General features: G+C 48.8%; 17 protein-coding genes. 3 read left to right on the top strand and 14 right to left on the bottom strand.

Features of this window, described 5'->3' with window-relative positions; genetic code table 11:
- Window positions 1-66: 66 nt before the first annotated feature.
- From MHB71_RS07940 to MHB71_RS07890, 11 genes are all read right to left on the bottom strand, one after another.
- Window positions 67-1,284 (bottom strand): Xaa-Pro peptidase family protein, encoded by a 1,218-nt coding sequence (locus tag MHB71_RS07940; protein ID WP_340029245.1) that lies wholly within the window; start codon window positions 1,282-1,284, stop codon window positions 67-69.
- Window positions 1,277-2,122 carry an ABC transporter permease gene (locus MHB71_RS07935; RefSeq protein WP_036673735.1) on the bottom strand — a complete coding sequence of 282 codons (846 nt, stop codon included), beginning with the start codon at window positions 2,120-2,122 and terminating at the stop codon, window positions 1,277-1,279. Before MHB71_RS07935 ends, MHB71_RS07940 begins: the two co-directional genes overlap by 8 nt.
- Complete coding sequence (locus MHB71_RS07930) at window positions 2,115-3,032, bottom strand: ABC transporter permease (RefSeq protein ID WP_340029244.1); 918 nt, start codon at window positions 3,030-3,032, stop codon at window positions 2,115-2,117. The genes MHB71_RS07935 and MHB71_RS07930 overlap by 8 nt, the downstream gene beginning before the upstream one ends.
- Window positions 3,029-4,159, bottom strand: a complete 1,131-nt coding sequence (locus tag MHB71_RS07925) for an ABC transporter ATP-binding protein (protein WP_076250384.1) — start codon at window positions 4,157-4,159, stop codon at window positions 3,029-3,031. The genes MHB71_RS07930 and MHB71_RS07925 overlap by 4 nt, the downstream gene beginning before the upstream one ends.
- A gap of 72 nt (window positions 4,160-4,231) precedes the next feature.
- A complete protein-coding gene (locus MHB71_RS07920) occupies window positions 4,232-5,368 on the bottom strand; it encodes an extracellular solute-binding protein (RefSeq protein ID WP_338706209.1) in 1,137 nt (378 codons plus the stop codon).
- 68 nt (window positions 5,369-5,436) lie between these two features.
- A complete protein-coding gene (locus MHB71_RS07915; RefSeq protein ID WP_340029243.1) occupies window positions 5,437-7,410 on the bottom strand; it encodes a hydantoinase B/oxoprolinase family protein in 1,974 nt (657 codons plus the stop codon).
- The gene (locus MHB71_RS07910; protein ID WP_340029242.1) at window positions 7,407-9,455 is read right to left on the bottom strand and encodes a hydantoinase/oxoprolinase family protein; all 2,049 of its coding nucleotides are present in this window, start codon (window positions 9,453-9,455) and stop codon (window positions 7,407-7,409) included. Before MHB71_RS07910 ends, MHB71_RS07915 begins: the two co-directional genes overlap by 4 nt.
- Before the next feature lie 41 nt (window positions 9,456-9,496).
- Window positions 9,497-10,225 carry an FCD domain-containing protein gene (locus tag MHB71_RS07905; protein ID WP_256719991.1) on the bottom strand — a complete coding sequence of 243 codons (729 nt, stop codon included), beginning with the start codon at window positions 10,223-10,225 and terminating at the stop codon, window positions 9,497-9,499.
- A gap of 282 nt (window positions 10,226-10,507) precedes the next feature.
- Complete coding sequence (locus tag MHB71_RS07900; RefSeq protein ID WP_340029241.1) at window positions 10,508-11,176, bottom strand: class II aldolase/adducin family protein; 669 nt, start codon at window positions 11,174-11,176, stop codon at window positions 10,508-10,510.
- Window positions 11,177-11,246: 70 nt separating this feature from the next.
- The gene (locus tag MHB71_RS07895; protein WP_340029240.1) at window positions 11,247-12,737 is read right to left on the bottom strand and encodes a rhamnulokinase family protein; all 1,491 of its coding nucleotides are present in this window, start codon (window positions 12,735-12,737) and stop codon (window positions 11,247-11,249) included.
- Window positions 12,738-12,861: 124 nt separating this feature from the next.
- Window positions 12,862-14,652, bottom strand: a complete 1,791-nt coding sequence (locus tag MHB71_RS07890; protein ID WP_340029239.1) for an L-fucose isomerase — start codon at window positions 14,650-14,652, stop codon at window positions 12,862-12,864.
- Between the two features lie 411 nt (window positions 14,653-15,063).
- On the opposite strand from MHB71_RS07890, the gene MHB71_RS07885 reads away from it, so the two are divergent.
- Window positions 15,064-16,080, top strand: coding sequence for a LacI family DNA-binding transcriptional regulator (locus tag MHB71_RS07885; RefSeq protein ID WP_340029238.1), 1,017 nt, complete (start codon window positions 15,064-15,066; stop codon window positions 16,078-16,080).
- A gap of 239 nt (window positions 16,081-16,319) precedes the next feature.
- On the opposite strand, the gene MHB71_RS07880 is transcribed toward MHB71_RS07885, so the two are convergent.
- The 3 genes from MHB71_RS07880 to MHB71_RS07870 are packed head-to-tail and all read right to left on the bottom strand — an operon-like array spanning window position 16,320 to window position 18,970.
- Window positions 16,320-17,213 (bottom strand): NAD-dependent epimerase/dehydratase family protein, encoded by an 894-nt coding sequence (locus tag MHB71_RS07880; RefSeq protein ID WP_315372666.1) that lies wholly within the window; start codon window positions 17,211-17,213, stop codon window positions 16,320-16,322.
- An 11-nt stretch (window positions 17,214-17,224) separates the two neighbouring features.
- Window positions 17,225-17,959, bottom strand: coding sequence for an SAM-dependent methyltransferase (locus MHB71_RS07875; protein ID WP_340029237.1), 735 nt, complete (start codon window positions 17,957-17,959; stop codon window positions 17,225-17,227).
- 30 nt (window positions 17,960-17,989) lie between these two features.
- Window positions 17,990-18,970, bottom strand: a complete 981-nt coding sequence (locus MHB71_RS07870) for a Gfo/Idh/MocA family oxidoreductase (protein WP_340029236.1) — start codon at window positions 18,968-18,970, stop codon at window positions 17,990-17,992.
- Window positions 18,971-19,159: 189 nt separating this feature from the next.
- On the opposite strand from MHB71_RS07870, the gene MHB71_RS07865 reads away from it, so the two are divergent.
- Entirely contained in the window at window positions 19,160-19,744 is a 585-nt protein-coding gene (locus tag MHB71_RS07865) for a bifunctional transcriptional activator/DNA repair enzyme AdaA (protein WP_340029235.1), read from the top strand.
- Window positions 19,741-20,559 carry a radical SAM protein gene (locus tag MHB71_RS07860; protein WP_340029234.1) on the top strand — a complete coding sequence of 273 codons (819 nt, stop codon included), beginning with the start codon at window positions 19,741-19,743 and terminating at the stop codon, window positions 20,557-20,559. Before MHB71_RS07865 ends, MHB71_RS07860 begins: the two co-directional genes overlap by 4 nt.
- The last annotated feature ends 59 nt before the right edge of the window (window positions 20,560-20,618 follow it).

Genomic DNA, 20,618 nt, shown 5'->3' with positions numbered 1-20,618 from the left:
CCAGTAAGAAAGCTTCTTGGATCGACTGTGGTCTGATCGCCGGTCAGCGAAGCCTTCCATCTATCGTTATTTAGTGAACAATTTCCGCTCCATATGGGTTAAAAAATCATAACCATCTGGCGTTACAACAATTGTATCTTCGATTTGGAATCCACCAGCACCTAGCTCGTAATAGGGTACCTCAACACATAACACCATACCGGGCTCCAGTATCCGCTGGTCACCCGGGGAGAGGGTTATATCGTCGTACAGTTCCAACCCGATGGCATGTCCGACATGCTGACGTCGGTAATGCGGAATCCCCTCACGCTGTACGCGAGATACTGCCGCATGGAATACTTCCGACGCCTTGACGCCAGGGCGCAGCGTTTCAAGTGCCGTCTCCCATCCACTTTTGACCGCAGCAAAATGTTTTTTCATCCAAGCGGTAGGCTCCCCTGCAACAACCGTGCGGCCCGTATCTCCCCAGTATCCTTCCAGCTGCAGGCAAAGATCGAAACGGACCTGATCTCCGGTCTCAATCGTATGAAAATAATTTTCGATGAGTGGTAATGCGCTGCGTGGCCCTGCCCCTACCGCTGTCATTGCCGGAGTTCCACCTGCTCTCATCACAGCCAGACGATAATGATCCGCAAGTTGCTTCTCATGAACACCTGCTGCAATCAGGTCAATTAGTTCCTGCTCAATCCGTTCATTTAATTGGGCAGCCTGACGAAGTTGCTCGATTTCGAAAGGTGTCTTGACCAGACGGATTTCTCGGAACAACTTATATGCGGGAATTACCGGTCTGTCAGGAACCTCCTCCTTGATTCTAGCCAGAATATCGGGAGCGATCCGCATCTCATCGATTCCAATCGGCTGATCTTCGATCTCAAGCTGTTTTAATGCTGCCTTGAGTGCTTCAACAGGACCTGGATGAATGACCGTCGTTTGCAGGAGAGAATAAAAGAGATCAATGTCGTCAGTGGAAGGTTTGCCTTCAATTGAACCTTCCACGAAGAAATCACTGTAGGCAAATATATCTACCCCCGTTATACCGAACTGGGCTACAACGCCTAACCGATTCGTCGGAATGACGATACAAGGCTTTGCAGATCTGTCGGCAGGTAAAACCGCATAAATCTGCATGGTCCAGTTGCTTGCACGTAGCTGGGACCCGATGACATAGTGAATGTTCTCTGGAGTTGTTGCGATCAGGGCGCTTAGCCCTTGAGTTTTCATCATTTCTTCCGCCAGGTCCCGGTTCAGACCTGAGCTATGGGATAGATGCAGTGAATTATTCATTTTGATCCAGACCTCCTTTTGTTTTCCTGCGACCAAACAAACTTTCAAGTCCTGGTACAGAGCGCAGTACTAGTTTAATCGTCATAAACAGAGCCAGCGCAAACGCGATCAATACAACAGACACCACGGCTATCGTTGGGTCCTGCCATTTCTCCATATACAGGAATAGTTGTATTGGCAACGTGTAGCTGTCCTGACGGAGCAGCAACAGAGCAGCCTCTACCTGATCGAAAGTGAAGACAAAAGCGATTGACCCTGACAGAAGCAGGGATAGTCGGAGCTGTGGCAACGTAATTGTGAAAAAAATGCGCATCGGCCCTGCGCCAAGGTCCGCGGCAGCTTCCCGATGAGCCGGGTGCAGATTGGCTAACGCACTGCCCACAATAGTGAGCACAAATGGAAGCACAATGACCGCTTCACCCAAAATAAGTGCAAACAGTCCACCAGCAATATGCATTTTCGAGAATAAAATCAGGTATGCAATACCCAGCGTAATTTTTGGCATAACCATTGGAGATACAAAAAATGCCCTTAAGATACCAGAGCCCGGGAAAGGGTATTGCACGATTGCTAACGCAGCAAGCGTACCTGTAATCAAAGCCAGCAGAACCGCCCCTGTAGAAGCAATAAGGCTGTTCTTGAATGCATCGAGAAACTGGGTCTGCTCACTCAGATTGGCATACCACTTCAAGGTTAGACCTTCCGGGGGAAATTTGCTGGCTGAACCTGAGCCTACAGATGTCAACATAATCATCAGCAGTGGCAGCAGCAAATAAATCGCTACGGCACCCACAAAGATGTAGAGTAACAGCTTGGTGCCCCTGTTCGACTTAACCATACGCCTGACCTCCCTTACTGGAACGACGGAACATCAACGTTTCTGCTCCTTTATTCACAAGCAACGAGACAACAATGGAAGACACAAGTAAAAACAGGCTGGCAACCGCAGCCATCGGCCAGTTCGTGTCCAAGGTTCGCTGATATATAAACACCGGAAGTGTCATGACTCTTCCCCCACCGATCAATTGAGGTGTGGTGAATGCGGTGAGGCATAACGTGAACACAATCTGTACCCCGCTTGCAATACCTCTTGCCGATAAAGGCAGGGTAATGGTCAGGAACGTTCTCCAGCTGCCCGCCCCCAGATCCTGAGCAGCTGCCTTTAAGGAAGCGTCACTTTGGGACAGTACATTCAGGATCGGAAAGACCATAAATGGCAGAAAAATATGGACAAGGGCCACAACAACACCTGTCTCGTTGTATATCATGCTGAACCCTTCCTCGGTAAGCCCCAACCGGATGAACAGCCAGTTCATGAAACCCTGTTTGGACAGTAACAGCTGCCATCCGTAAGAACGCACAACCGCGCTGACCAGTAGCGGAAGAAACGTGAGCAGCAGCAACAATTGCTTCATGCCAGGCTTCTTTAGACCCGCTATGCAATACGCCAGTGGATAGGCAAGCAGAAGACTCCATAGCGTAACCTTGAAGGCAATGCGAAACGTTGTGCCAATCAGCTTCCAATAGTAAGGATCAGACAGAAACGCACGATAGGCCCCCCAATCCCAGCCCCGAATAAGCTTTCCATTCTCATACATATCAAAGCTATATCTGCCAAAGATCAGCAACCCGCCCAGATACACGATGCCCATCAGAGCAAGCGCAGGCAACAGAAGCAGCAACCGGGTTACCCATGTGCGGTTTCCAAAGGAATACAGATTCACGATCCGTTCCGCGATCCGGTTCATATTCTTGCCCCCTGTACACGGTCATCAATGGGTTCGGATAACAAGAGCGCGTCCTCTGGATCAAAGCCAATTTGTATTGGCTCACCTGGACTATAACGTGAAGCTCCCCGCTGATGCAGCACACTGGCCTGAACCAGAAAACCTTCAGCAATCTGCACACTGTATCGAATATTTGCTCCGCCATACACCGCTTCAATCACGTGTCCATCCAGCTTGTTCAGGCAATGAGTTGCATCTTCTCCAAGTCGAATATACTCATTGCGGATTGATAAGGAATGTCGTGCTCCCGCTTTCGGTACAGCATTGCCATCACTGACTTTCACCAGCAATGGCTTGCCGAAGCATTCCACCCGAATTCCATTCACATCATGTCCCAGTAATTCCGTCTCAAAGAGATTGGTATCTCCAATAAACTTGGCCACGAAACTATCGGTCGGTCTTTCATAGATTTCATCAGGGGTTGCGTATTGCAGCAGCCTTCCATCGCGCATAACGCCAATTCGGTCAGACATATTCATGGCTTCGCTCTGATCATGCGTTACAAAGATAAACGTTCCGCCGAATTCACGCTGGATGCGTTTCAGTTCACGCTGCATATCGAGACGCAGCTGCATGTCCAATGCAGAGAGAGGTTCATCAAGCAGTAGCACTTCGGGTCTGTTGATCAGTGCGCGAGCAATGGCGACGCGTTGTGCCTGACCCCCGGACAGCTCGGATACAGCACGCCTGCCATAGTCTCCGAGCTGGACCAGATCAAGCATTTCACCTACCTGCCGTTGGATATCGACTTTTGGTAACTTCTTCACCTTTAGCCCATAGGCAATGTTGTTGAATACATCCATATGAGGGAACAGCGCAAGCTGCTGAAAAATCATATTGCTATTGCGTCCATAAGCCGGGATGCCAGTAACATCCCGACCTCCCAGCATAATGGTGCCCTGATCCGGCTGCTCAAGTCCGCCAAGCATGCGCAGCAGTGTTGTTTTGCCACAGCCACTCGGACCAAGCAAGGAAACGAATTCACCCTTTTTCACTTGGAGTGTTACTTGATCAACGGCGGCTCGCTTACCATAAGTCTTCGTGACTTCCCTTGTTTCAATGGATATGGTCTCTTGTCCGCTGCTCATCTCTGATTCCCTCCCATCCATTCCGGGTTCATAACAGAACCCGGAATTATTGTGTGCCTGGCAACAATCCTTTTATTGAAGTTTTGTTTTCACGAGACGGTCCCATAGTTCTTTCCAGGAAGAGCTGTTCTGTGCAAGCACATCCCAGTCTGGATTAATACCATTACTTTGCGTTTCCACGGAGAATGAAGGATCATCCTTGTACTTGTCCGGAACTGCAGCTGTCGTACTGGTTACTGGCGTACCCGTTGCTTCTGCATATTGTGACAGCGCCTCCGCGCTCAACAACTCGTTAATAATTTCATTTGCAACACGTGCCTGCTCAGGTGTTGAGCCCTTCACTACCTGAAGTGTGTATGGGAAGGAGATGGCACCTTCACTCGGATACGCTACGGCAAGTGGAGAACCACCATCAATCCATGTCTGTGCAACCTGTGCACTGAATGGGGCAATGAGCGCATCACCTGACTCCAGGAGTGCCTTCAGCTGATCATTGGATGAAACCAATGTGCCAATCTGGTCACTACGATCTGCCCAGAACTGGAAGGCTGGCTCGGGATTTTCATAGGATGCGCCAATCTCTTGACCTTTGGCAGCAATAAGTGGGGAGATATAGGAATAGAACATATAGTCCCAGAGCGCAGTTTTCCCTTTGAACTCCTCGTTATCCCATAGATCGTTCCAGCTGGTAGGCGGCGTTTTCACCAGGTCTTTGTTATACACCAGGGCGAAGCTTGAAACGCCCCAGACCACACCTTTATTGTCTGGCTTGTGGAAGGACTCCGGAATATCCTTAATATTGGTCACAATGCTGGTATCCAGTGGCTCCCACATGTCATCATTCAATCCTTTTGCCGTCGCATCTGCATTGAAGTAACCGAAGTTAACCACCGGATTGTTGGCATCAGCCTGCTTGCCTGCGACCATCTTGGGGTACATTACCGAATTGGAGGATTCCTCAAAGGTGACTTCAACGTTGGGATGTTCGTTCACATACTCGGCAACCACTTCTTTCGGAACGACATCCTGATTGGAGCCAGCCCAGATAAACATCGTCAGCTTAACTTTGTCTCCGCTTGCTCCTGAAGAGTCGGTCTCTCCGGCAGTATTACTTGAGCTGCCTGCTCCACCGCAGGCGGAAAGCACCAATGTACCAGCCAGTGTTAGAGAGGCGAGGCTGAGAAAGCGTTTTTTGTTGGATTTGAACATGCAAATTCCCCCATCCATGTAGTTGGTTTTACCGATAAGACAGAACTAGATAGTCTCCATACACTTGATCAATGCAACCCTATTTGCTGGCGTAAACCTTCCATAATGTCGGATATCTCCCGTGGATCTACAGATAGGGAATCCTTATACTTCTCCTCTACAACGCCCATGGTCTGACGCTTCAGATAGTCTCTTAGTGCAAGCGGAGCATTCAGCAAGGCCTGATTCAGTGTTACCTGCATCTCATCGCTCCATATGTCTTCAAATTGCTCCCGCGCCTTGCCAAAGGCGAATTCCTCCTGCTGCCGTGGTCGCTTGGCTCGCATTTGTTCGGTATCGCTCTCGTTCAGCTCCAGGCCGTCAATCACAACACCGTATAAATCAAGGGCTTTCTCCGGGGATACTAGTCCACTTCTTACATCCTCCAGAACTAGGCGTGGTTCACGTTCAAGTGGATCACCATATCCGCCTCCGCCTTGCGACAGGAACGTAACCGTTTCTCCAGGTTGAAGCAGCAGCTCATCAATTCTTCCCAGATGATGCTCACTTGCACGTCCAGCATTAAGAATCGCTTCTCCATGTGAACCTACGCCACCACCGAGCCTGCCCCAGGGCTGGAACTCCATACGCTCCATGTTTCTGGCCGTCATCACCGTATCCGGTGTTAGAATTCTGACGCACAGGTCAATCCCGCTTCCGCCACGGAAGGTTCCTGCACCCGCCGAGTCAGCACGAAGACCATAATGCTCAATCAACACAGGCATCTCGGATTCCACCGTTTCCGCAGGAATATTCCGAAGATGACCGACCGCAAAATCCATGCCATCAATGCCGTCTTTCATCGGCCTAGCTCCCGAACCTCCGCAGATCGGCTGAATTACGCCCACCTTTTTCTTGCCATCGGATGCATCTGTCATCGCCATCATGACAATGCAAGCTTGTCCAGCTCCTGCCGCGGGAACCATGCTGCCCTGAGCTTTCCCTAGTGCTCCCGTGATAACGTCCATCAGCCGGATAAAGGTCGCAGCACGTGCCCCAACTGCTGCCATCGGCTCCGGGTTAAGTACGGAAGCAGGCGGCGCGTAATTTCGCACCATGCGAATCATGCCCGAATTCCACGGAATTGTCGGATCGAGCGTACGGAAATAACGAATGAGTGCGGGCACCAGCATGTAATGCCCCTGTTGGTTGTGGGTAGGAATGTTGAATGAAGCCCTGACCTGAGGATCGGTGCCGCTAAAGTCCAGATGAATGTCACTGCCTGCAATCGTCATTTTGCAGCGTAACCGGATAGGATATCCCCCTGGTCCTTTCTCCAGATAGTCCCAGAAGTCATAGGAACCGTCCGGGATATCCTGCACGATAACACGTGCCTTCAGCTCGGCATATTCCAGCAATTGTTCGATGCCCTGTTGAATTTTTTCCACGCCATAACGTTGTATGAGATCCTCGAGCCGCTGCTCTCCCCGATTCAATGCAGCCATAAGCGCTTTGAGATCACCGAGATTTTGCTCCGGAATTCGGCTGTTGTCCATAAACATTCGCAGGATCTGCTCGTTGAGAACACCAGCTTCATACAGCTTGACTGGTGCAATTCGAATGCCTTCCATATGAATATCGTAGGCGCTGGGAGATACGCTCCCCGGTACCTTGCCGCCCACATCGGATGAATGGACAAAGCACATGCCGTAAGCAATGATTCGCCCTTCGTGAAAATAAGGCTTGATGAGATGAATGTCTGGAAGGTGTGTGACCATGCCTTTGGTGGAATAAGGATCATTACATATGACGAGATCCCCTTCTTTCCAGTCTTCTATACTGTTAATGGTCGCAGCAGCAGGGATGCCCAGGGACAGATTGTAACCCGTCTCCAGCGGCGATCCGAACGTTTCCCCGGATGGAGATAAGAGGTAGGTTCCAAAATCGCCAGTTTCTTTGACAAAAGCGGTGAATCCTGTGCGCAGAACAACATTTGCCATTTCTTCCACGGCAGCTTGAATTCGGTTGTTAAAAATCTCAAGAAAGACCTTGTCACCGATCATGCTTCCACCTCCCCAATCACGTTCCCATGCACATCCCGGTATACCTTATATCCTGGCGGAATAAAGATCGTTGTATCATATTCCTCCACAATAATGGGCCCGGGGATGGGGGCATCCACCGATGGAATTTGTCCCCTTTTCAGTACCTTAGCTGTCTGCTGTACATGGTCAAAGGTGATGAGCCTTTCTTCCGCTGCACTCTCATCAAATGGCAAATTTGCCGGATCTACCGTGTTATGGGTAGGTAAAACACCAACAATGGTCGCTCTGAGACTTACAAACATAACCTCTGCCTCTGGCTGACTAATGCCAAACACGTTTTGGTAAGACGTATGGAATTTAATCCCTGCCTTCTTGGGATCTTCAATTTCTTCCAATGTCAGCGTGACCTCAAGATCAAAGGCCTGTCCCTCATATCGCATATCCGCACTGTATAGGCAATAAATATTGTCCAACTTGACACCACCACGGGCTTCCTCATCAATCCAGCTACGTCCCTGGTTTTCCAATTCAGCAAAAAGAGAGCTTAATTCACCAGACTCCAGAGTCTGGGTACTTTTGTGTAACGTATGAACGAAATCATTGCGGAGATTGGCGACCGTGCAGCCCATGGCACACAGTGTTCCCGGAGATGGCGGTATCAGCACTCTGCCGATACCTACCTCGCGTGCCATCAGAAAAGCATGCATCGGGCCTGCTCCACCATATGCGAGCAACGTAAAATCGCGGGGATCAACGCCCTTGCGAGCCATGAGGGGAGAAAACTGGGCATACATATTGGCGGTTGCCACATCAAGAATGGCTTGCGCAGTCTGTTCGGCATTCAGTCCAAGCTTCTCTCCCAGATTGCCCAGAGTACACTCTGCAAGTTCGGGATACAGACGCATTTGTCCGCCAAGGAAACGGTCAGCATGCAGGATACCGAGCTGTAGATAGGCATCTGTGGTTGTCGGCTCTTCTCCCCCGCGCTGATAACATGCCGGACCGGGATTGGCTCCCGCGCTGAGTGGCCCGACCTTGAGTACGCCTACGGAATCAAGCCAGGCAATTGAACCACCACCAGCTCCTATAGCCGTTACATCAACAGCGGGAATGATGACAGGAAAATCTCCAACCTTGTTCTCAGAAGAATAACTCGGTTCTTTGTCAATAAGGGCGACATCAACGCTTGTCCCACCCATATCAAATGTGATGACCTGATGAATGCCCGCTCGTTCAGCAATATGGGTCGCGGCGATTACACCGGAAGCAGGCCCGGACAGCAGCGTACGTACCGGCTCATTAGCCGCTCTGGCAGCCGTCATAATTCCACCGTTGGACATGGTCGACAGCAAGTTGGCTTTGAGGCCGTATGCCTGAATCCCTTCTTGCAGACGCAGGAAGTAAGACCCCATCCGTTCACCTACATAAGCGTTCATGGCCGTTGCGAGTGTTCGTTCGAACTCACGCTGTTGTGGCCAGATGGCGCTGCTTCGGCAGATGAACAGTTGCGGATAACGTTCCCTGATCAGATCTTCTGCAAGCTGCTCATGAGCAGGATTCACATAAGCATGTAAAAAGCTAATCGCCAAAGCGGTAACGCCATCCTCCACCAGCTCATCCACCGATTGCAACAGTTGTTCCTCATTCAGTGGCTGGAGTATGCCTCCACTCGCAATGACCCGTTCATCGACTTCCTTAACGCGATGTCTCGGTACTAGCGCATCGGTCTTGTCACCATACAGATTGGTTGTATCCTCAAGTCGCAACCGGCGGATTTCAAGAATGTCACGGAATCCTTTAGTGACCAGCAGACCTGTAACTGCGCCATTTCGCTCAATCAACGTGTTGACGCCAAGCGTTGTTCCATGCACAAACAGATCAATCTCATGAATATTCACGCCACTCGCCTTCAACTGATCAAGTGCGTTAAAAATCGCCTGTTCAGGAGCTACTGCAATCGATGGCGTCTTCAGCGCCGCAATCACCCTGCCCTGATGGTCCATCACCAGCGCATCCGTGAAAGTACCTCCGATATCTATGCCTAGACGGTAGTTTGTGTCCACAAGCTCAACTCCTTTATCACCGGGTCTGTTTCTAAGGAATGTTATTGGTTTTGCATGGCGAAATAACGTTTGACATCATCGATCATTTGGTTGATATGATTCACCATTGCCGCTTCAGCCTGCTCCGGCGAGCCCGCTACAATAGCATCCAGAATCTGCTGATGATCCACAACTAATTCACTTCCTACTCTCCTACGAATATACGCTGTTTCCAGAAAATCGCGGCTTGTTTCCCATACCAGTTCAACCGCGTGCAGAAGAATTTGGTTTTGCGCAGCATAAGCCAGCAATCTGTGAAACTCCCGGTCCTCCTCGTATGGTATAATATTCTTGGAGAGCAATTCATGCTGGTTGGCAATAGATGCTTGCAACAGTACTATGTATTCTTTCGAGGCACGTTGTGCTGCCAAGGAAGCGATCTCCCGCTCAAGTGCCCTTCTGGCAACGAGAACATCTAGCAGAGCCTTTTCCCCGGAATGGTTCAGCATCTGAATTAACTGTGAATTCACGCTTTGTTGCTGCAAATCTTTTTCCAACGTCTTCATTCGATCCAGACCATGTTCGGTCAAAGTTCTTCCCTTGCGACCTTCCAGAACTGTAAAACCTTCAACATCCATCTCCATAAGTCTTCTTCCGATGGTTGCCTGACTCAGACCATACGTTTTGCCCAAAGTATGAACCAACGTACTGGCCCCGATGGGAGCATTAGCGTCTCGAAGCTGCTTTAGCAGTTCGTATTCCAACTCCATTTCGTTTAGCTCAGGACCCACTGATCTCACCCCTCTTAGATACTTAATTGTTTTTTAATCTTCTTCGTAGTTGTTACTCACTGATGATTAACGTTAGTATACCTTGCAGACATCATAATTTCAACAATTCTCATCGAAATAGTGCGAATTATTCCCTCAGCTATACTGTGCACCTTTTCAATTCAAAATCAAAATTAAAAAAGAGCATTTCACATCCTTTATTCCAGCATTTATCTGGAGGATGCAATCTGCCCTTAACGTAGCAATCTTTTAAGATCACAAATGTAATCATTAATACTCAAATCAGGTATCAGACTTGAGTTGTTGCAATAACTGCACACGGTAGGCTTCACTTTCAAGCGATTGAATTTCCTTATATTCTTCGGCAGTAAGCACTTTGGGTTCCCCGGCTGCTTTGGCGATCATATATACCTTCGCGCTTTCTTCCACCACTTGGGTGCGGTAATAGGCTTCGCGGAGGTTTTTACCGGTCGTAACCAATCCGTGATTGACGAGAATGAGTGCCGTATGTTCTTCTACCTTTGCTGAGACTGCATCGGCAAGTAGTTTCGTCGTTGGTAGAACATATGGAACAAATCCGATATCACCTACCAAGGCCGACTGATCAGGGAACAAGTGTGGCAATTCATCGAAAACAAGACTAAGTGCGATCGTATATGCCGGATGCGTATGCACAATGGCTTGGATATCAGGATTCACACGATAACTGTACAGATGCATCAATACTTCGGAAGATGGACGTGTTGATCCCGCACGAGTCTCTCCTGTCTCGATATCAATGGCGATCCATTCGTCAGGCTCCAGATCCTCAAGTGCATAACCACTTGGAGACAACAACATCGTTCCCCCAGAGCGAGCGCTCAGATTCCCACCGGGTCCTACCACCAAGCCTTGGGCAACTGCTCTACGTGCATACTTCGTCAACTCTTCCCTTACTTGCTGTTCAGACATGTTGCTCACCACTCCTCATACTTTTCTTTTTAGCATTTTGCGTCAATGCTCATTGCATTGAATCTATTTATTACCTGTTGATTTGATTTAGACTTTGGTAGTTTTCATAAGCTTCCTGCCACAGCTCTGTATCCTCAGGCTCATAGGTCTCGGGGGAAAAGGAAGCAGCCATGACCTCCCGTACCTCGGCCAAACTACTCACTTCTCCATGCGCAAGGAATTGCAACATGCAATTCCCGGCTGAAGTCGCCTCTGCCGGGCCTGCCACTACCGGGACACCGGCTGCATTGGCTGTAAACTGGCATAATAGTCGATTGTGCACACCGCCACCAACCATATGAATGACACGAGGTCTTGTACCTGTAATCAACTGCAATTCATCCAGCGTTTGTCTGAATTCCAATGCAAGACTTTCCAGAATGCAGCGCACAATCGCTCCAGTCGTTTCAGGCACAGTCTGTCCGGTGAGACTGCATTGTTGCCGTATTCGTTCAGACATATTTCCTGGCGCCAAATACACGCCATCTCCCGGCGATACATAACTTTGATGCGGCGTTGCCAAGGTAGCCAATTGAATCAGTTCTTCATGTGTAAAAGGTTGATTCTCCCGCTCCCATTGCCGTTTGCATTCCTGTAGCAGCCACAAGCCTGAACGATTTTTCAGGGTGCGTACTTTTCCACTTACCGTCCCTTCATTGGTGAATCCCAATGCACGACTTCGGTTATCCAATACAGGTGTATCACGCTCCACCCCCATAAGAGACCAGGTACCACAGCTGATAAAAGCGAAATCCGAATCATTCGCAGGGATTGCTGCCAAGGCAGATGCCGTATCATGTGAGCCCACAGAGACTACCTGCATCGGTCCAGTCCGTAACTCCGCGCACAACTCATTTGTTAAATCACCCAGCACGGTACCCGGTTGAACGAGTTTTGGAAATAATGTTTCCGGTATACCGAGACGCCCGATCAGATGTTCATTCCAACGCGCCTCTCCTGCATGCAACAGCCCGCTAGTACTTGCAATCGTATACTCACAAGCCTGCTGACTGGATAGATAATAGTGAAATAAATCTGGCATAAATAACATGCGCACATCCGGACGCAAACCTTCGGCCTGCTCTCGTACACTGCCTAGCAGTTGAAATACTGTATTGATCTGCTGCGGCAAAACGCCTGACATGGCATACAGTTCTTCTTCTTTCACCATGTGCAGAACTTCTTCCATCCACTGTGCGTTGCGTGCTTCCCGATAGTGACGTGGGTTCGAGCACAACCTTCCTGCACCATCCACCAGTCCATAGTCCACTCCCCACGTGTCCACTGCTATAGAACGGACCGATGGAGTGATGCCTTGCGTCCCTTTCACAATGCCTTGTTTTAATTCATGAAAAAGTCGCAAGAAATCCCAATACAATCCGTCCCCCAGCTGCACGGGTTCATTGTTGAATCGATGCACTTCTTGTAACGAGAGTCTGTTTCCATCAAAAGAACCACGGACTACGCGTCCACTCCCGGCGCCGTAATCGGCAGCAAGCACATGTGTTGCTTGATTGCCCATTCTTTCAAGCCTCCTTAACTCTTCGCGATAAGCCGTATTCGAGTTCTGAGCACAGCTTTCAAGAGAAAGCCATGTTACCTCATCTCACAAGGAACATGGCGTTTGACAGGAATGGAACTTTATTTTAACGATACAACGGGCCAAACACACTGCAAGCACGGTAGTCTGCACTCTCCGGCTCACTTGTGCCGAACAATCCCCATGCACGCGGACGGAAAATTTCCGTTTCAGGTACATTATGCATATTTACCGGAATGCGAAGCATGGAAGCAAGCGTAATCAGATCAGCACCGATGTGTCCATACGAGATGGAGCCATGGTTGGCGCCCCATTGATTCATGACTTCGTATACGGAAGTAAACGCTCCCGCTCCGGTTAGAACAGGTGCAAACCAGGTGGATGGCCAGGTTGGATCTGTCCGCTGATCCAGCGTATCATGCACATCTTCAGGCAGATCGACCGTGTAACCCTGAGCGATTTGCAGCACTGGTCCCAGTCCTTTGACCAGATTCAGACGTGTCATCGTTACAGGCATGCCGCCTTTGGTCAGAAAATCCGCTGAATAGCCGCCCCCGCGGAAATACTCTACGGATGCCGGTCTCCACGATGTTGCTTTCAGGCAGTCCTGAACTTCCTCATCTGTAATTTCCCAGAATGGCTTGAGTACAGGCTTACCATCTCTGGACTGTTGTCCAGTGCCATCCAAGGCTGCCGAACCAGAGTTGATTAGATGCAGAATGCCATCCTTTGCATTTCCTTGCAACTGGTGTCCCGTCACGCGCTGTACTGAATCCGGACTCCAATACGTACGCACATCAGCAAAGATCTGCGCCGTATGCGTCAGCAGCGAACCGAATAACATCGATACCCCGTTCAGGCTGTCATTCTCCGTTGCAACCAGATAAGGCGCACGTTTGCCATTCCAGTCAAAGGAAGAGTTTAATATCGACTCCAGAAAATCTCCGTTAGGTGAATGATCTGTCCACTGCCGTTGTCCCTGGAAGCCGGATACAATCGCGTGGTGGCCCATCGATTCCTCTGTAAAACCAAGCTCTGCCAATCTTGGGTTGCCCGCCATCAAGTCACGCACAATTTGGGTCATTTTCACAACGGTTTCCCATTCGTACTCTTTGCGTTTGCGATCCGTTTGCAGATGGGCAGCGTTGTTGTCCGGACCTTCGCTACAATTCTCCTTCACCCAGGCCAGTGCGAGCTTATACTCCTCGGGGTCGTAGATTTCTTCTTCGATACGACGAGTGAGTTCACTCATATCCACGTATTCATTACGCATGCCCAGATACTCTTGGAAAAATGAATCGTTCACAATCGAACCTGCAATCCCCATGGATACTGATCCAATAGACAGATAGGCTTGCCCTTTCAAGGTCGCGGCTGCAAGACCTGCACGGCTGAACCGGAGCAATTTCTCACGCACGTCATCGGGAATTGTTGTATCTCCGCCGTCCTGCACATCTTCTCCATAGATCCCAAAGGCCGGAATCCCCTTCTGTGCATGGGCAGAGAGTACCGCTGCCAGATATACTGCACCCGGACGTTCAGTCCCGTTAAAACCCCAGATGGCTGTTGGAGTGGATGGTGACATATCCATCGTTTCCGTACCATAACACCAGCATGGTGTCACGGTGATTGTTACGCCAACGTTGGAACGGCTGAATAGTTCTGATGCTGCGGCCGCTTCAGCCACTCCGCCAATACAGGTCTCGGCCACAACACACTCCACCGCGGAGCCGTCAGGATAACGCAGTTCAGCTGCAAGCAGTTCCGCAACAGATGTCGCCATCCTCATCGTTTGTTCTTCCAGTGACTCCCGAACACCTTTGCGTCTTCCATCAATCGTGGGACGAATACCAATCTTGGGAAAAGCCTGTTTATAACGATAATCCTGGTGTGTCATACTGGAATGTCCTCCTTCAATTCGTTTCATAGAATTTGGGTTGAATTGAGTAGCCTTCTGTCTGATCCATGTGCAGTGATTGGAATAAGATAATGACGGAAATACAACCGATACCCGGGTGGCACGCAAGAGCTGCATACACAGATTACCAAGAGCCTTATTTTATTTTGAATGCGTTTACATATTTAAAAAATAACAATAAACCATTTCATTAATTAGCTATGTATGTAGTTCCTCTATTCAAGAAAATGGAACGTGCATGAGCGAATTCAACGAAATGGTTTATGTAGTAAAGACGTTCAGAACCCTTTAGGGTTATCGGTAACCCTAACATAGCACGAGCCTATCTTGCTGTCAATTGACATTATCCTATAGAATGGTAAGACTATGTTGCGGAAAGGTTAGATTCTAATGATTACCATTTACGATATTGCCAAAAAAGCCAACGTCTCCGCCATGACGGTCTCCAAGGTCATTAATCATACAGGCCGTATAAGTTCCGCGACACGTGAACGTGTGCAACAGGTGATCGACGAACTGGGTTACATCCCGAACTCCAATGCACGCAGCCTTGTGCTTCAACGAACCCAGATGCTCTCTCTGCTTATTACGGATATTACCAACCCTTTTTATACAACTCTGGCGCGTGGTGCTGAAGATGCAGCCCATCTTCGTGGGTACCGTCTTTTATTCGGCAATAGTGACGAGGATTACAAAAAGGAAAAGGATTATGTAGATGCGATTCTGTCTACTCGTGTGGATGGTGTACTCTATGCGCCTGCGGGAGATCGTTCTCTCACTCATCTGAAACAGCTGCAGGAACGTAACATTCCGTTTGTCTTTCTGGACCGCACCGTACCTGGCATTACGTCAGATATCATCGCTGGAGATAGCCTAGAAGGCGCGATTGAGCTCATCCGATATCTGGTGCAATTGGGGCACCGACGCATTGCACTGGTCAATGGTTCTTCGGAGGTTTCTACCGCCAGACTGCGGGAGGAAGGTTATATAGCGGGTTTACGAGAGGCCGGAGCTGATATCAATCCCGAGCTTGTGCTTCGAACCGGGTACCGGGATTTCAGCGATGAAGAAGGACTGGATCGACTACTCTCTCAACCGGATCAACCAACAGCCATTTTTGCCGCCAACAACATGCTGGCGATTGGGGTCATTCGGCTTTTGCGCAAACGAGGACTGCGTGTACCAGAAGACATTTCTGTTGTGTGCTTCGACGATCTGGATTTGGCTTCTGCCTTTGATCCTTTCTTGACCGTAGCCGCACAGCCAGCATATGAATTTGGGTTTCAGGGTGTACAGATGCTGATTGACCGAATTGAGGGTAAGTCCCCTTCCGAAGCCCAAACCCTCATTCTACCGTCAGAACTGCGCATACGGGCTTCAGCTACTGCTCCACGTGAGCAAAAATAGAGTTAAGCGCGTGAGTTGACTAAATAATATCGTGTAAATGATTAGTCCCACTTATCTAAATTAGGTCCCGTTCAAATTCGTAAAAATGTACAACATAAACAGGGTGCACCGGAGATTACACTCTGGTTGCACCCTGTTGGATGTTCATTCGCTGAAATAATCCGTCGTTCGAGCCGTTTGGTTCGTCTGTTTCACTAAGGCTCGTCGAATTCATTTTGGTTCCATCCGAACCGATATTTCTACCGCTCCGACTGTAATGCAAGAGCGACCTCACGAACGAGTCCCGGGAACCAGTCCATCAGAGGTTCGAACGTATACCCCGCTTGTTCAGCTTTGGTCGTCTCCATCGTCCATGATTGCTCAATTCCGAAGGGTGACATGTCCTCTTTCACCGTTTCCGTGAGGATCTGGGACTGCATGCCCGTGACCGTTTCGATCAGATGTATCATGGCTGACAGCGTAATCGCACCCTTGGAAGCTGCATTCACCGGACCTGTAATGGACGAATGTCCAAGCCAAGCGAGAAATCTTGCCGCTTCGGTGGAATTGATAAATCCAATCTCCGCATCCGGATTTGGCATGCCGATCGGTTTTCCTTTTTGCACATGTTCAATATGAAAATGAAGTCTTCTCGTATAATCATCAATCCCGAGTACAATGGGAATGCGCATCGCCACAACCGGGAAATCCGCTTCCTGAAAAAACACAGCCTCCGCAAGCCGTTTGCCTTCTCCATACGAAAAATCCTCTGCACTTCCATACTGCAATGGATATGTATACGGGTCAAAATCCGTTTCCTTAAATCCAGGTCTGGGATCACCGTACACCGAGAGTGTGGATGTCAGAACGTATCTTTTGGTGCGTCCTGCAAAAGCTTCACATGCCGCTTTCGCCGCATCTGGAGAATAACAAATATTATCGTACACAACATCCCACATGTCTGTCTGTGCAACCTCTGCCAGAGATTCCGGGTCTTCACGATCCATCTTGATTCGGTTTACTTCGGGTCCGAAGTCGACATCCGTTTTACCACGAGTTGCGACTGTGATCTGAGACTTCCCTTCCCACAGCAAGTGATCCACCAGACGTTTACCAAAAAAACGTGTACCCCCAAGTATAAGTACTTTATTCATCCAAAAACCTCCTATCTTGTTCGATTATGTTTAACAATTTGAAGCATGGTATGAGCATTCCGTTGAAACTCATATGAAGTTGGTTCTTCGGATACCGTACACCCACGCTCTTCGAGTATTAATTTCAACTCATCCATGTGTTTGTAACGTTCGCCAGACAGATCCACTGTTGGAAAAATGCGAACCTCTTGTTTGGTCACACGCAGCAACTCCATTATGGTTGCAACATGAAAATCAACATCCAATCGATCCGCATACGTAAACAGGAAATGGGCGGATAACGTCAGATCGAATTGTTCATCCGCAAAGGGTAGATCCGGGAGCACAGACGCCACATAATGGTCAGGAAACATTCTCATATCTGCGACGCAATCTGTGATGGCACGAGTTCGCTCTTCCTTTAACCCCTGGATTGATCCAAATTGATCCCACACATATATGCTTTGCACCGATTCCATCTGTTTCATCGTATGCTCAATATCGTGGAATCCCTTTACTTCAAGCTCGTCGATCTCATATTCGTAGGCAATATCCACGGCCACGGGATCAGCACCCAACTTGCGCGCCTGGCTACTAAACGAACAGGCACCGCCTGGACAATCCAGAATAGACTTGCCATTAATCTCGTCCACCGTCAGGTTGAACATCTTCATATATTCTTCGAAGGTTCTTCCTATGAAAACGATCTGTTTCAGTTCCAAACCTCCAGAATCATTGGACCGGTTGCTCAGCTCATCTCTGCTCATCTCGTCTCAGCTTCCTTTCCTGCGCTTGAATCAATCGTTAGGGAACACAAGCCCAATCTGCTTCCGAATCTGATCCATAACCTGCATCGTCACATAAGAGCGTTCATACGTGTTCATGTCAGACTCCTTTTGGCCCTGCTCAACCAGATTCACGAACTCCTCCACTTCATAATACATCGCCGGATGGTTTTGTTCGACTGTGAGCTGCTCCACCGTACCGTCATTGTATCGTATCTCTGCATGTTCCGGTGAACCAATCTTGTCAATGATGATGCTGCCCAGTTCCCCCATGATTTCGCTTGGTAGATGAGAGTTGGAGATTTTGGAGTATGTAACGACCGCATCCATCCCATCATAGTCCAGCAGCACACTACCTTGTCCATCCACGCCAGATTTCAGCATCATCGCTTGGGATTGAACCCGGTTAGGTTCACCGAACAACGTAATCAATGGATAGAGACAATACACACCGAGATCCATTAACGCCCCATTAGCGAGTTCAGGCTTGAACGCGTTCAGGACAATCCCCTCTTTGTACTTGTCGTAACGCGAAGAATACTGAGAGTATCCTGCTACGTATTTGCGGACAGGACCGATTTTATGCAGGCTCTTCTGCACCATTTTGAACTGGGGAACAAGAGTCGATTTCATCGCTTCCATGAGCAGAACCTCGTGTTCTCGTGCAGTATCGATCATACTCCGAACTTCGGCGCTATTTGCAGCCAGAGGTTTCTCGCACAATACATGTTTACCGTTTCTCAGAAAAAGCTCAGCCTGCTCCGCATGAACCGTATTCGGTGTTGCGATGTAGACTGCATCAATCACATCACTTGCCGCCAACTCTTCCAGATCGGTGAATCGGTGTTCAACATCATATTTATCTGCAAATGCACTAGCCTTATCTTCAGTTCTGGAATACACAGCGGTTAATTTGAATCCTTCAACCTGTGCTGCCGCTTCCAGAAGCCTTTCTGTAATCCAGTTGGTACCCACTACGCCAAAACGAACCATGCCTACCTACCTCTTTCATCTATAAATTTCATTTGAGATATAAACCACTCCATCTTGTATATTGTAGCTCATATTTCGTTCAGATTGAAGGAAGGTACTTTATCTCCAAATATTGATATCTTGCTTTTTAAGTTAGAACTTCGTCAATCCCTTCGAATCAAGGGTATAATTAGAGATGAGGTGATCACCGTGGAAAGTCGAGATCAAGATCGCATACTGCCCGAATCTATAGAGGAAAAATACTGGCATGCCATCATCCACAACGATAATTCTTATGATGGAACGTTCTTTTACGGTGTGCAGACAACGGGGATCTTTTGCCGACCTTCCTGTAAGTCCAGAGCACCCAAAGCTGAAAATGTGCTGATATTTCAACATGTTGAAGAAGCATTGGCACGAAAGTTCAGACCCTGCAAACGTTGCAAACCTACAGGCGAGCGGGTACCTGATCAGGAGTGGATATACGGGATCACGGATTACATCGAACATCATTACGCCGAACCTCTAACCTTGGATGTCCTTGCCACTGTAAGTCATGGCAGTCCTTATCATCTGCATCGTGTGTTCAAGCGGATTACAGGCCGCACACCGGTTCAATATATTCAGGATAAACGAATTACCGAAGCCCGGAAGTTACTTGAACATACCGGACTTACCGTCACCGATATTGGTCGCCATGTCGGTATACCTAACTCAGCTTATTTCATTACTGTATTTCGCAAACACACAGGTCTCACACCTGCACACTACCGCGAAAGGCATGAGAACTTATGAAGACAAATCTTACTTACAAAGTACCCAAAACGTTACTCAACAAGGGGACAGGGTTCCTCAATGGCTATACACATACGCTGAATCCTTACACAGGCTGCGCCTTTGGTTGTTCCTATTGTTATGTCAGACAGATGCCTGTTTCCTTATTTCGCAAAGAGGATTGGGGGAGCTGGGTGGATGTGAAACAGGAGGCCTCCCGGGTGTTCGCCAAAGAGTTGCAACGTGCCCTGACCAAAGGGAAAGTCACTCTGTTCATGTCATCCAGTACCGATCCGTATCAACCCGCCGAATACAAGGAGTGTATCACGCGTTCATTACTTGAAACGATGGTACAGCATCCTCCAGATTTCGTATTAGTCCAGACCCGCAGTCCACTCGTTACCCGGGATATAGATCTGCTACAGCAGTTAGGTGACCAGGTTCGGGTCAGCATGACGGTAGAGACGGATCTGGACGATATGCGCAAGCATTTCAGTCCTTCCGCTCCCCCAATTGCAGGCCGATTACGTGCACTGGAACAGTTGCGGGATGCCGGAATACCCACGCAGGTTGCGATTGCTCCCGTATTACCCAGCAGTGAACAGTTTGCAGCCATCTTGAGACCTCTGGTTCAGCGTGTATGTATTGACGATTATTTCATGGGCGATGGCAGTGAGGGCAAGCGCACCCGCCGACTCGGTATGGAGTCGCTCTATCAGCAAGTGGGGATGGAGCATTGGTATCATCCAGATGCGTATCAGACTGTAGTTCAGCGGATGAAAGACTGTTTTGTCGAGGATGAGATCTGGATCAGTCAGGCGGGATTTGAGCCATAAATGGCTATATAAGTTGGACTAAAGATTATTTACACTGGACACTCCAATGACAGAACAAC

The organism is Paenibacillus sp. FSL H7-0940 (genome assembly GCF_037979415.1).
In the GTDB taxonomy this organism is placed as follows: Bacteria; Bacillota; Bacilli; order Paenibacillales; family Paenibacillaceae; genus Paenibacillus; species Paenibacillus amylolyticus.
The sequence above is the reverse complement of the archived record's forward strand: the minus strand, read 5'-3'. Positions and strand labels throughout refer to the sequence as shown.